Here is a 13,242-nt window from a genome sequence, read left to right on the forward strand (position 1 = left end):
CGCGAGGTCGGCCAGCGGGCACCGCGCCCTTCATACGATGCGCACGCCAGGCACGCGCTCGGTTTCCCAGAACGCCAGCTGCTGCAGCCGCTCGAACAGCTCCGGCGGCAGCACGCTGCGACGCGGCACATAGCCCACCGTGCGGCGGACGCGATGCAGGCCCGGGGTCTGCAGGGCCGCATCGAATCGCTCGGCATCGCCCTCCAGGTTGGCATAGTCGTGGGCGAAGGCGGGCATCTGCAGGAACGCGTACACCTGCTCCATCGCCTGTGCCGGATGCCGTGCCAGCGTCTCGTAGCGCAGCAGCAGCAGGCGGCCGGCATGGTCGCCGTAGACCGCCTGGCGCAGGCCGTCCAGCGCATAGCCGAGCACGCCGCGCGCGCCGGTCAGCAGATCGGCGCGCATGGACAGCGAATCCTCCGGATCGTAGCCGAACAGCGCCGACAGCCGCAGCGGTTGCGCCTGCGCCAGGCGCTCGAAGCTGTCCACGATCCAGCCCACCTCGCGCACGCAGCAGACGATGCGCGTGTCCGGAAACAGGGTGGCCAGCGCCGGCAGCCGGCTGCACCAGGCGCGGTTGGTGTCGAACACCCACTGCGCCTGCCGCCGGTCCTGGTAGAAGGCGTCGAAGATCCCGCGCAACAGGCGCGCGCGCTGGGCATCGTCCAGCTGCACGTTGGAGGGGTACTCCTCGCTCATGCCCATCAGCATCGCCGCGTACAGCCTGGCCAGCGGCGAGGTGACCTCGGCATGCACGCGCGGATTCTGGCGCAGCAACGCGGCCAGCAAGGACGATCCGGAGCGAGGCAGGCCGGAGATGAAGTGGTAGTCCAACGTAACGCGTCCTTATGGCATGGGGTGCATGGCCTCGGCCCGGCCGCAGTGCGTGTCCGGCCTGCGCGTTGGCGACCGACAGCTTGCGCATTGCGCGCGGCCGCGCCTGCACGGCCGCGCAGATCGGTATCCATCTGCGAACCGGTCGCTTCGCCAGCGGCGGCCGTCGCAGCTGCACCGTGACCCAGTCCACAGACCACAGACAGCGGCGCCGCGGCTTCGCGTACGCGCACAGGCCATCGCATGGCGTCCCGCCCAGACTGCCGCCGCCGCGCACCGTGGGACGCAGACGGGTCCAGGTATGCGCCCCACCGTCTCCGCGCATCGCAACGATGGCGCGGCGGCGCAAACACGGCCATGGCATGGCGGTCGTCCGGTATCCCCCTTCGGGCCGGGCGACTCTGTCTCCGAGGGGACCATCAAGGAATTCATTCAATGCATCTACTGAACAAGCGCAAGCCGACCGGCCTTCGCCCGCTGCAGACGGAATCGCAGCCCAAGCGCGTGGCCCCGCTGGACGAAGCCCTGTGGAAGAAAGTGGGCGGCGGCGATTACCCGCCTCCGAGCTCCAACGGTAGGCACGACCCGCCTGGGCATCATCACTGACCCAATGGCTCGCTGCCTGCGATGTCGGCAGCGCGAGGCTGCGCTGCGCTATGGCGGAGCGAAGTCAGACATGTAAACAGACCCGGCTCCCGGGCGGGACAACTCGCCCGGGCATTGCCGGGTGTGCCCGGTTGGGGTGCGCTTCGCCAATCCCGCGCGGCGCTGGCTATATACTGTGGGCGCAACATGGTGGGAGAAGCGGCACTGCCGCTGCCGAAGGCGCAACGCCCGTAATCGCTCAGGCCCAAGACCATCCGTACCACAACTCTGGAGAGACCGGTTGACTCCGGCGCCGAAGGGGCACGAAACGCAGGCAGGCCCAGGCCGCGGCCGCGTTTTTAAACTCTCAGGCAAAAGGACAGAGGGGCGCGAGGAAGACCTTCGCTGCGACAGGTCGCGGCATGCCACTTGGCGTGCCATGCCGGCGGCGCTGCTTCCGACCTTTCGCATGCCCTCTTGCTCCGGATGCCCGCCATGTCCCAGACCACGTCCTCGCTGCGCGACCTCGAACACCACTGCGCCTTCGTCGAGCGCCATATCGGCCCGAACGACGCCGAGATCACGCACATGCTGCGCATCGTCGGCCACGACTCGCTGGAGGCGCTGACCGACGCCATCGTCCCGGGCAAGATCAAGTCGCCGCTGCCGCTGGCGCTGCCCGACGCGGTCACCGAAGAGGAAGCGCTGGCCAAGATCGGCGCCATCGCCGGCAAGAATCAGGTGCTGCGCAGCTTCATCGGTCAGGGCTACTACGGCACCCACACGCCGAAGGTGATCCTGCGCAACATCCTGGAGAATCCGGCCTGGTACACCGCCTACACGCCGTACCAGGCGGAAATCTCGCAAGGCCGCATGGAAGCGCTGATCAACTTCCAGACCATGTGCGCGGACCTGACCGGCATGGAGATCGCCAACGCTTCGTTGCTCGACGAGGCCACCGCCGCGGCCGAGGCGATGACCCTGGCCAAGCGCTCGGCCAAGGCCAGATCGGACATCTTCTTCGTGCACGACGCGTTGCATCCGCAGACCCTGGAACTGCTGCGCACCCGCGCCGAGCCGCTGGGCATCGTGCTGCGCGTGGGCACGCCGGAGGAAGCGCTGCAGGCCGAGTGCTTCGGCGTGCTGCTGCAGTATCCGGACAGCTTCGGCCAGCTGTCGATCGGCACGCTCGGCGACCACAAGGCATTGGCCGACGCTGTGCACGCGAAAGGCGGTCTGGTCGCGGTGGCCACCGACCTGCTGGCGCTGACCCTGATCGCCGCGCCCGGCGAATGGGGCGCGGACATCGTGGTCGGCAACTCGCAGCGCTTCGGCGTGCCGTTCGGCTTCGGCGGTCCGCATGCCGCGTTCATGGCGTGCCGGGATGCCTACAAGCGCTCGATGCCGGGCCGCCTGATCGGCGTGTCGATCGATGCCGCCGGCAATCCCGCCTACCGCCTCGCCCTGCAGACCCGCGAGCAGCACATCCGCCGCGAGAAGGCCACCTCCAACATCTGCACCGCACAGGTGCTGCTGGCGGTGATGGCCTCGATGTACGCGGTCTACCATGGCCCCGAAGGCCTGACGCGCATCGCGCGGCGCACCCATCGCCTGGCCGCGATCCTGGCCGCGGCGCTGCGCAATGCAGGCGTCAACGTCGGCGAGCGCTTCTTCGACACCCTGCACGTCAAGGCGGTCGATGCCGAGGCGATCCACGCCAGGGCGCGCGCGGCCGGCTTCAACCTGCGCGCGATCGACAGCGAAGCGCTCGGCATCAGCCTGGACGAAACCACCACCCGCGCCGATGTGGTCGCGCTGGCGCAGCTGTTCGGGGCGAGCGCCGATGTCGATGCGCTCGATGCAATCACTGCCGACGCATTGCCGCAAGACCTCAAGCGCAGCAGCGCGTTCCTGCAGCACCCGGTGTTCAACACCCATCACAGCGAACACGAACTGCTGCGCTACATGCGCGCGCTGGCCGACAAGGACCTGGCGATGGATCGCACCATGATCCCGCTGGGCAGCTGCACGATGAAGCTCAACGCCACCGCCGAGATGATCCCGGTGACCTGGCCGCAGTTCGGCGCGATCCATCCGCTGGCGCCGGCCGCGCAATCCAGCGGCTATGCGCAGCTGATCGGCGAACTGGAAGCGATGCTGGTCGAATGCACCGGCTACGACGCGGTCAGCCTGCAGCCCAACTCCGGCGCGCAGGGCGAGTACGCCGGCCTGCTGGCGATCCGTGCCTATCACCGTGCGCGCGGGCAAGCGCATCGCGACATCTGCCTGATCCCCGAGTCGGCGCACGGCACCAACCCGGCCTCGGCGCAGATGTGCGGCATGAAGGTCGTGGTCACCAAGTGCGACGCCAACGGCAACGTCGATGTCGACGACATCCGCGCCCAGGCCGAGAAGTACAGCGAGCGCCTGGCCGCGCTGATGATCACCTACCCGTCCACCCACGGCGTATTCGAGGAAGACGTGGTGGCGATCTGCGAGGCGGTGCATGCGCACGGCGGCCAGGTCTACACCGACGGCGCCAACATGAACGCGCTGGTCGGCGTGGCCAAGCCCGGCAAGTGGGGCTCGGACGTGTCGCACCTGAACCTGCACAAGACCTTCTGCATCCCGCACGGCGGCGGCGGCCCGGGCGTGGGGCCGTGCGCGGTGAAATCGCATCTTGCGCCCTACCTGCCGAAAACGCTGGGCGGCGAAGGCGACGTCGGCATGGTCAGCGCGGCCAGCTTCGGCAGCGCCTCGATCCTGCCGATCAGCTGGATGTACATCACCATGATGGGCAGCGCCGGGCTGCGCAAGGCGACCCAGGTCGCGCTGCTCAACGCCAACTACATCGCCAGGCGCCTGGCCCCGCACTACAAGACCCTGTACACCGGCCGCAACGGCCTGGTCGCGCACGAGTGCATCCTCGACGTGCGCCCGCTGGAGAAGAGCACCGGCATCGGCGCCGAGGACGTGGCCAAGCGCCTGATCGATTTCGGCTTCCATGCGCCGACGCTGAGTTTTCCCGTCGCCGGCACGCTGATGGTGGAGCCGACCGAGAGCGAATCGCTGCACGAGCTGGACCGCTTCATCGACGCGATGATCCAGATCCGTGAGGAGATCCGCGCGATCGAGGACGGCCGCCTGGACCGCGAGGACAACCCGCTCAAGCACGCCCCGCACACCGCCGCGCAGGTCACCGCCGGCGAATGGACCCACGCCTACCCGCGCGAGCTGGCCGCGTTCCCGCTGCCCACGCTCAAGCAGGCCAAGTACTGGCCGCCGGTGGCGCGGGTGGACAACGTCTATGGCGACAAGCACGTGATGTGCGCGTGCATCCCGGTGGAGGCGTACAAGGACGACGTGGTGGCGTAACGCCCCACCGCTTCGCCGCGCTTCGCCACGCCAGCCCCGCACGCCGGGGCTGGCGTTTTTTGTGGACCGACACCGGAGCGCACGCGGCACGCGCAGCGTTTGCCGCGCACGCTCGGCCCGGCGCGGCGACGCCCTGCAGCGCCGCCGCCGCGTCCTGCGCATGCGCGCAGCAATTGCGGCCATTGCGCTTGGCGCGGTACAGCGCCGCATCGGCCTGCTGCAGCAGGTTGATCGCCGCATAGGCGGTGGCCGGACAGATGGCGATGCCGATGCTGACCGTAACCAGGCCCAGCGGGCTGGCCGGGTGCGGAATCTGCCGCTGCTCGATGGTCGCCAGCAGCCGCCGCGCGATCGCGTACAGCGCCGGGATCATCGCCGAGCCGGAAAACATCACGCCCAGCAGTTGCAGCATCGAACCGTGCTGCGGCAACAACAGCGCCAGCAGATTGCAGCCGGTCCACAGCATCTGCACCCCGACCACGCCACCCAGCAGCCGCCACGGCCAGTGATCCACCGCCGGCGCACGCCGCAGCCGACGCAACACCGCCAGCAGCGCCATCGCCTGCACCGCCACTTCGCATTATTGCGCTGCAGGCGTAGCGCTGCCGCCCGCGTGCGCGACAAGCGCATGCGCGAACAACATCCCGATCACGACGATGGGCAAGTACACGTTCGGTCTCCGTCGCACGCCATGCTGCACTGCATCGGCCGCTGCCGCTGCGCTGTCCCCGCGCTCGCAGCCCCCATGGGAAGAATAGGCGCGTAACGCCATATCGGCCGCGCAGCCTTCCTGTAGCCCCAGCTTGGCGGCAATGCCTGCACTCGTTTGGTGATTGCGTGCATTGCCACGTTTCAGCCGCAGCAGGTAGGCACTGCAGTTCGCCGCAACTGCCGACGGGCGACGCCAGGCGGCGGCACGCCGCGCGCGCGTTTACGCTTTGTGCGAACTGCAACACATGCGGTAGTGCGGTCCTCACGCCATGCTCGGACAGGTTGCACGGACCGTTAACGCCTGCCGGCACAGCATCGGTCGGACCCCTGACAGCCTTTCTCTGTCGCGCATCGCACAGCCGTTCGCAGCGCGCATCCTCTCTGCCGTCCCCGCCTCATCCCCCGGAGCGCTCATCCATGGCCAGCCCTCGCAAGCCCAGCAAATCCAGCACGCCCGTCGATATCAACGCCGTCGCCGACCAGCGTGGTCGCGGCGACGAACTGCACCAGCATGCCGGCGGCACGCATCCGCCACTGACCACCAACCAGGGCATCCCGATCGCCGACAACCAGAACTCGCTGCGCGCCACCCCGCGCGGACCGACACTCCTGGAAGACTTCATCCTGCGCGAGAAGATCACCCACTTCGACCACGAACGCATTCCCGAGCGCATCGTGCACGCGCGCGGCAGCGCTGCGCACGGCTATTTCGAGCTGACCGCCTCGCTGCACAAGTACACCACCGCCAAGATCCTCACCGAGGTCGGGGTGAAGACGCCGGTGTTCACCCGCTTCTCCACCGTCGCCGGCGGCGCCGGTTCGGTGGACACGCCGCGCGACGTGCGCGGCTTCGCGGTCAAGTTCTATACCAAGGAAGGCAACTGGGACCTGGTCGGTAATAACATCCCGGTGTTCTTCATCCAGGATGCGATCAAGTTCCCGGACCTGATCCACGCGGTGAAGATGGAGCCGGACCGCGGCTTCCCGCAGGCGGCCAGCGCCCACGACACGTTCTGGGATTTCATTTCGCTGACCCCCGAGTCGCTGCACATGATCATGTGGGCGATGAGCGATCGCACCATTCCGCGTTCGCTGCGCATGATCGAAGGCTTCGGCATCCACAGCTTCCGCCTGCTCGACGGCAACGGCAACAGCAACTTCGTCAAGTTCCACTGGCGGCCCAAGCTCGGCCTGCAGTCCACGGTCTGGGATGAGGCGGTGAAGCTGGCCGGCGCCGACCCGGACTTCCATCGCCGCGATCTGTTCGAAGCGATCCAGCAAGGCGATTTCCCGGAATGGGAGCTGGGCGTGCAGCTGTTCACCGAGGAGGAAGCCGACAAATTCCCGTTCGACCATCTCGATTCCACCAAGCTGATCCCGGAAGAACTGGTGCCGCTGAAGATCGTCGGGCGCATGGTGCTAGACCGCTGGCCGGACAACTTCTTCGCCGAGACCGAGCAGGTGGCGTATTGCCCGGCCAACATCGCCCCCGGCATCGACTTCTCCAACGATCCGCTGCTGCAGGGTCGCCTGTTCTCCTACCTGGACACCCAGCTCAGCCGCCTGGGCGGGCCGAACTTCCACCAGATCCCGATCAACGCGCCGAAGTGCCCGTTCGCCAACCTGCAGCGCGACGGCCACATGCAGATGGGCGTGCCCAAGGGCCGCGTCGCCTACGAGCCCAGCTCGCTGCAGGACGATACCCCGCGCGAAAGCGTACGCGGCTTCCCCAGCCACGCCACGCCGAGCGAGGACGGCGGCAAGGGCCGCGTGCGCGCTGCGAGCTTCGCCGACCACTACAGCCAGGCGCGGCTGTTCTTCCGCAGCCAGAGCAAGCCCGAACAGGCGCATCTGGCCTCGGCGCTGGTGTTCGAGTTGTCCAAGGTGGAGGCCGTCCATGTGCGTGCGGCGGTGGTCGGGCACCTGCGCCACATCGATCCGGCGCTGGCGCAGCGCGTGGCCGACGGCCTGGGCATGGACGCGTTGCCGCCAGCACCGCCGGCCGCCGTCGCGCCGCAGGACATGCCGCCATCGCCGGCGCTGCAACTGATCGGCAAGATGAAGCACACCTTGCAGGGGCGCGCGATCGGCATCCTGGTCCACGACGGGTCCGACGCGGCGACGGTGAAAGCCTTGCAGAAGGCGGCGCGCGACGCCGGCGCCACGGTCAAGATCGTCGCGCCGAAGGTCGGTGGCGCCAAGCTCAGCGACGGCAAGAAGCTGGCCGCGGACGGGCAGCTGGCCGGCACCCCGTCGTTCGTGTTCGACGCGGTGGCGGTGGTGCTGTCGGCCGAGGCCGGCAAGCAACTGAGCAAGGAGTCGGCGGCGGTCGATTTCGTCAGCAACGCCTTCGCGCACCTGAAGGCGATCGCCGCCGATGCCGGGGCGCAACCGCTGCTGAAGGCTGGCAACGTGGTGAAGGACGCAGGCGTGCTCGATGCCGGCAACGCCAAGGGCTTCATCGAGGCGGCCAAGACCCGCCAGTGGGACCGCGAACCGAAACTGCGCATGCTCGCCTGAGCCTGCGTCGTCAGCGCTCCCTGCCCGGACCGCGTCCTGCCTGCGCATGGCGCGGTTTTGCTGTGCAGGCGGCCGATGCAACGGATCGCAGCGTTGGCTGCGCCGACCTGCGGATGGCGACCGATGCGAGCGCAGGAAATGGTCCTGTCTAATTTTTCGCCATGTCTCTTGACAGTCTTGTGGCACGGGGCCGCGATGGGCTTATCCACACCCTTATGCAGAAGTCATCCACACCCCTTGTGGACAACCTCGCGCTCGCCGGCGCAGCAGAGGACATTGTGCAAGCCATTGAAAAATATAAGAAACTGCTGAGCCCTTGTTGACAAACCCGGATCCACAGCCGGGCCGGCTGCTGTCCCGGAACAAACCCGGGACAAAACTTATCCCGAGGCGTGGCCGCTGCGGGCACGGTTCCCCGTTATTGGCTGAATGCGCGTTGCCCTGGGAGGGGTCGTACCCTGTGCAGGCAGCTGGGTGGTCGCCGTCATGAGACGGACATGGGCGTGGAGATGGGGGTACGGACAGCCTTGTGCGCTTGAACTCCGCGAGACGCTTCGCGCCGTCCCCTCGCCCCAATCCCTCTCCCGACGGGAAAGGAGCTTTGGCTTGTCCTTTTCCCCTCGGGAGAAGGTGGCCGGCAGGGTACGGACGCAGCCTCACGCACCCAGACCCGGCAAGACGCTCCGCGCAAGCTCAAGCCAATACGTCCCCACCCGGCGTATGCAGCAGCGATTCGGCCAGAGTGCGTTCCATCTGCTTCAGATAATCGCTGAAACCACCTCGCGTCCGCGCCACGCGTCGGGCGCTGGTGACCACCACCGGCTGCGCGCGGCGTGCGATCCGCGCATCCACACGCACCATCGCTTCGACCAGGGCCACGTCCTCGTGCGCGGTCAGTGGCAGGAAGCCGCCGCAGCGCCGGTACAGCGCGGCGCTGAGGCCCAGGTTGGCGCCGTGCACGTGCGGGTGGTCGTCGCGGCGGCATTCGCCGGCGCGGTAGGCATCGCGCATCGCACTGTCGTAGTCGTCCCAGTCACCGACCGTGACGATGCCGCAGAACGCGTCGCTGGCGCAGTCCAGTTGCGCCGACAGCCAGTTCGCCGGCACTACCGAATCGGCGTCGGTGCAGGCCAGCCAGCGCGCGCCGGCATCCAACGCGGCCTGCGCCGCTGCGGCGCGGGCGCTGCCGACATTGCCGGCCTGCAGCACGATGGCCTGCGCGCAGTGCGCGGCGACGATGCCGGCGGTGCCGTCGCTGCAGCGGTCCAGGGCGACAAATACCTGCACCGCCTCGCCGCGCAGGCCGGCGCAGTGCGCCGCCAGCGCCACCGAGCGCAGGCAGGCGCCGATCAGCAGTTCCTCGTCGTGCGCCGGAATCAGCACCGCGATCACCACAGTCGCTCCGCGGCCGCGACCGAATACGGGGTGGCGCTCCAGGCTTCGAGCAGCACGTCGTCGTCCTCGTAGCGCAGCAGGCGCGGCAGCTGCAGGGTCTGCGCCAGGCAGGCATGCACCGCGCGTCCGTCCATGCACGCCTGCGCGAACGGATGCAGCCAGTGGCAGGCGACCAGCACACCGTGCTCGGTCAGCGATGCGCGCAGGCGTTGGGTGCAGTCCTGCAACTGCGGCAACGGCAGGTAGTAACCGACTTCACTGAACACGATCAGATCGAAACGGCCCGGCGGCCAGCTGCGCGGATGCTCGGCCTGCTGCACCTGCACGTGCGCGGAGTGCGCATTGCGCTGCGCGGCCAGGGCCACCGCGCGCTCGGACAGGTCGGTGGCCAGCAGCGCGTCGCAGCGCGGCGCCAGCGCCGCGGTCAGTTCGCCGTTGGAGCAGCCCAGTTCCCAGGCGTGCGCGAAGCGCGCGCGTGGCAGGCTGGCCAGCAACAGGTCGCGCTTGCGCGCCTCGTACCAGCGTTCGCGATAGCCGAACGGATCGTCGTCGCGGTAGATGGCGCCGAAATACTGCTGCACCGCGCTCATGCGATAAAGACCTCGAAGCGGCGCGCGAAACGTTCCAGCACCTGCGGCGGTAGGATCGGCGCCGGGACCGCCGGTTGCGCGGTGCCCAGCTGCGAGGCGAAGCAGCGCAGCGCCTGTTGCTTTGCCTGCCAATCGGCATCGTCCAGCACGTAGCGGACCGCGCCAGGCAGCGCCTGCTGCGGCGCGCCGGCATCCATCCAGTGCCAGGCCCAGACCGGGAATTCGGCCATGCGCGCAGCGCAGGCGGCGACGGCGCGCTGCACCGCGCGCGCGGCGGCTTCGTGGTCGGGATGGCCGTCGTGGCGCCAGGTGGTCAGCACTAGATCGCCGGCATGCAGCTGCGCGTGGATGCGTTCGGCGACCACGAACTCGCGCTGGCCGACCTGGCCGTCGGCGATGCGCAGATGGCAGATCGCATCGGCGTCCAGGCCCAGGCACTGCGCGGCGGCAGCCAGTTCGGCGCGGCGCACGTCGCGCAGGCGCTGCGGCGTCCAGTACGGATCGTCCGGATAGCAGGCTTCGCCATCGGTCACCGCGATCAGGCACACGGGCATGCGCAGCCGCCGGGCACAGGCGACCGCGCCGCCGCAGCCCAGCGCTTCGTCGTCCGGATGCGGCGACACCACCACCACGCGGCCTGCGCCGGCGATCAGGTCTTCGATCCGGCGCTGCGGCAAGGCGGCCAGCCACAGCGAGCGCTGCCACGCCGACTCCGGCGTGCCGTCGCCGTGGATCTGCGCCGCGCTCACAGCCGCCATGGCTGCACCTGTTCGGCCAGCGCCTGGCCCAGCGCCGCCCAATCGTGCTCGGCATGGCTCTGGCGCACGAACACGGCCAGGTCGGCGCAGCGCAGGGCGTGGTCGCGATCGCTGCACAGCGGCGCCGGTCCCAGCGCGCGGCCGACGCGATCGAGCACGTCGCTGGCGGCGCGCTCCACGAACGAACGCAGCCGGATCACCGCATGCCGGTGATCGTGTGCGGGCGCCGCGTCGATCGCCGCGGCCAGTTCGCGCAGCAGCGCACGCGCCGCGCCGAGTTGCTGGTCGATCGCGCCCAGGTGCATCGCAGCGTGCGCGTCGCGCTGCAGCTTGGGATGCGCGCGCAGGCGTTCGGCCACCGCGGCGGCCGCGCCGAACCAGCAGGCGGCGATGCCGGCGCCGCCGTGCCAGAACCCCGGACGCGTCAGATACTGGCCAGGCGCACCGATCGCGCTGGCCGGCACCGCATCGAACGTCACCGGCCCACTGACCACCCGCGCCATGCCGAGCGCCGCCCAGTCCTGCGTGTCGATGGCGATGCCGGGCTGGCGCAACTGCACCTGCACCAGCTGCTGGCGATCGTCTTCATGCGCGGTGAGCAGCGCGCCATCGACCAGACCGGCACCGGAGCACCAGGCCTTGCGGCCGTGCACTTCGCCACGCCCGGCGGCGCGGCGATAGGCCAGGCGCGCATCCAGCGCTTCGGCGGCCCACACCGCGAACAGTTGCCCAGGCGCAGGCGCCGCGGCGCCCAGCTCGGCCAGGATCGCCTGCGCGTCGTAATGCGCCTCCAGCACCTTGGCCAGGCACACGTCGGCCGCGGCGATCTCGGCCAGGATCCGCCAGCGATCCAGGGTGTTGCCGGCGCCAGGCAGCGGCAGCTGCGGATAACGTTCGAGCACGCGCAAGGCGGCGCTGCGCAGATCGCTGGCGTTGCCCAATGCGGTAGGGGAAAGCAGGTCGGTCAAGGAAGTGTCTCTGCGGCGGAGAGAAGCAGCGCCTGCGCTGTCCGCGCTGTGTTGCGCGGGATGCGGCGGCGCTGCGTTGGCGCTGCGTTGGCGCGATCAAAACAGGTGCTGCGCCCACTAGCGTGTGCAAGCGACATAGCGGCGTACACATCGATAAGAGTTCATCTGACGCGCCTGCCGACGCCATGCAGCGCGACGGCGACGCGGCGACAGGCTGGCTTACGGGGTCAGGATCACCTTGCGGCAGTCCTGTTCCTTCTTGTCGAAGATCGCGTAGCCGTCGGCCGCCTGCGCCAGGCGCATGCGATGGGTAATGATCTCGTTCGGCTTGAGCCGGCCTTCGCCGATATGCTCCAGCAGCTCCGGCAGGAAGCGCTGCACGTGGGTCTGGCCCATCTTGAAGGTCAGGCCCTTGTCGAAGGCGTCGCCGAACAGGAAGCCGTGGATGAAGCCGGCATACACGCCGGGCACGCTGACCGTGCCGCCGCGGCGCGTGGCGGCGATGCACTGGCGCAAGGCGGTGCCGCTGCTGCCTTCCAGCTTCAGCGTGGCCATCACCGTTTCCACGGTGCTGCCCTTGGCCTCGAAGCCGACCGCATCGATGCTGGCATCCACGCCGCGGCCATCGGTCTGGCCGACGATGATGTCGGCCGGATCGTCGATCTGTTCGAAATTGAGCGGAATCACGCCATAGGTCTTCTGCGCGAAATCCAGCCGGTACTGATAACGGTCGATCATGAAGATGCGCTCGGCGCCGAGCATGCGGCAGCAGGCGGCGGTCATCAGCCCGACCGGACCGGCGCCGAAGATCGCCACGGTGCTGCCCTGGCCCACGCCGGCGTTGAGCGCGGCCTGGTAGCCGGTGGGCAGGATGTCGGACAGGAACAGCACCTGCTCGTCGTGCAGCGCGTCCGGCACCACCAGCGGGCCGACGTTGGCCTTGGGTACGCGCACGTACTCGGCCTGGCCGCCGGCCACGCCGCCGTACAGATGGCTGTAGCCGAACAGCGCCGCCGGCGGGCGGATGCCTTTCTGATTCAGCGCGGCGCCCTTGCCGGTATTGGTGGTCTCGCAGGCGGCGTATTCGGTCAGGCGACAGTGGAAGCACTCGCCGCAGGCGATCACGAACGGGATCACCACGCGGTCGCCTTGCTTCACGCGCGTCACCTCCGGGCCGACGTCTTCGACCACGCCCATGAATTCGTGACCGAGCACGTCGCCGCTGTGCAGGTCGGGGATCTTGCCGCGATACAGGTGCAGGTCGGAGCCGCAGATCGCCGTGGCGGTGACGCGCAGCACGATGTCGTCGGCATCGATCAGCACCGGATCGGGAACGGTTTCCACGCGCACGTCCTTGGTGCCGTGATAGGTGAGAGCTTGCATCGGATGGAGTCCTGTTGCGACGGCGTGGACAGCAGTGTTGCCGCAGGCGACGTGCAACCCGGGTGACCATGCCGTGAGGCCAGTGTGGCGGGATCGACGCAGCGCCAGACACCGCAGCGCTGA

General features: G+C 68.7%; 10 protein-coding genes and 1 riboswitch. Of the genes, 3 read left to right on the forward strand and 7 right to left on the reverse strand.

The features are described 5' to 3' along the window. Positions 1-30 precede the first annotated feature (30 nt). Positions 31-834 carry a RiPP modification sulfotransferase RaxST gene (raxST, locus tag ISN38_RS05375; RefSeq protein WP_003465587.1) on the reverse strand — a complete coding sequence of 268 codons (804 nt, stop codon included), beginning with the start codon at positions 832-834 and terminating at the stop codon, positions 31-33. A 435-nt stretch (positions 835-1,269) separates the two neighbouring features. Here raxST and raxX point away from each other — a divergent pair, with 435 nt between their 5' ends. Both raxX and gcvP read left to right on the forward strand, forming a co-directional pair. Further along, positions 1,270-1,440, forward strand: a complete 171-nt coding sequence (raxX, locus tag ISN38_RS05380) for a RaxX family RiPP (RefSeq protein WP_003465586.1) — start codon at positions 1,270-1,272, stop codon at positions 1,438-1,440. Positions 1,441-1,697: 257 nt separating this feature from the next. Further along, positions 1,698-1,812: riboswitch (glycine riboswitch) on the forward strand. A gap of 93 nt (positions 1,813-1,905) precedes the next feature. Next, a complete protein-coding gene (gcvP, locus tag ISN38_RS05385; protein ID WP_171815501.1) occupies positions 1,906-4,794 on the forward strand; it encodes an aminomethyl-transferring glycine dehydrogenase in 2,889 nt (962 codons plus the stop codon). Here gcvP and ISN38_RS05390 read toward each other — a convergent pair. Next, the gene (locus ISN38_RS05390; RefSeq protein WP_139115906.1) at positions 4,679-5,353 is read right to left on the reverse strand and encodes a diguanylate cyclase; all 675 of its coding nucleotides are present in this window, start codon (positions 5,351-5,353) and stop codon (positions 4,679-4,681) included. The two genes, gcvP and ISN38_RS05390, sit on opposite strands and share 116 nt — an antisense overlap. A gap of 569 nt (positions 5,354-5,922) precedes the next feature. Between ISN38_RS05390 and ISN38_RS05395 the strand changes: the two genes are divergently transcribed. Beyond that, on the forward strand, positions 5,923-8,025 hold the full coding sequence (locus ISN38_RS05395) for a catalase (protein ID WP_003465583.1): 2,103 nt from the start codon (positions 5,923-5,925) through the stop codon (positions 8,023-8,025). A gap of 693 nt (positions 8,026-8,718) precedes the next feature. On the opposite strand, the gene ISN38_RS05400 is transcribed toward ISN38_RS05395, so the two are convergent. From ISN38_RS05400 to ISN38_RS05420, 5 genes are all read right to left on the reverse strand, one after another. Beyond that, on the reverse strand, positions 8,719-9,417 hold the full coding sequence (locus ISN38_RS05400; protein WP_003465582.1) for a glycosyltransferase family 2 protein: 699 nt from the start codon (positions 9,415-9,417) through the stop codon (positions 8,719-8,721). Then, positions 9,414-10,010 carry a class I SAM-dependent DNA methyltransferase gene (locus ISN38_RS05405; protein ID WP_206712098.1) on the reverse strand — a complete coding sequence of 199 codons (597 nt, stop codon included), beginning with the start codon at positions 10,008-10,010 and terminating at the stop codon, positions 9,414-9,416. The genes ISN38_RS05400 and ISN38_RS05405 overlap by 4 nt, the downstream gene beginning before the upstream one ends. Next, complete coding sequence (locus ISN38_RS05410) at positions 10,007-10,768, reverse strand: PIG-L deacetylase family protein (RefSeq protein ID WP_058361552.1); 762 nt, start codon at positions 10,766-10,768, stop codon at positions 10,007-10,009. The genes ISN38_RS05405 and ISN38_RS05410 overlap by 4 nt, the downstream gene beginning before the upstream one ends. Beyond that, on the reverse strand, positions 10,756-11,736 hold the full coding sequence (locus ISN38_RS05415; protein ID WP_081318731.1) for an acyl-CoA dehydrogenase family protein: 981 nt from the start codon (positions 11,734-11,736) through the stop codon (positions 10,756-10,758). Before ISN38_RS05415 ends, ISN38_RS05410 begins: the two co-directional genes overlap by 13 nt. A 219-nt stretch (positions 11,737-11,955) precedes the next feature. Then, complete coding sequence (locus ISN38_RS05420; RefSeq protein ID WP_047324619.1) at positions 11,956-13,119, reverse strand: zinc-dependent alcohol dehydrogenase; 1,164 nt, start codon at positions 13,117-13,119, stop codon at positions 11,956-11,958. Positions 13,120-13,242 lie beyond the last annotated feature (123 nt).

It is taken from the genome of Xanthomonas translucens pv. undulosa (assembly GCF_017301775.1).
GTDB classification, from domain to species: domain Bacteria; phylum Pseudomonadota; class Gammaproteobacteria; order Xanthomonadales; family Xanthomonadaceae; genus Xanthomonas_A; species Xanthomonas_A translucens.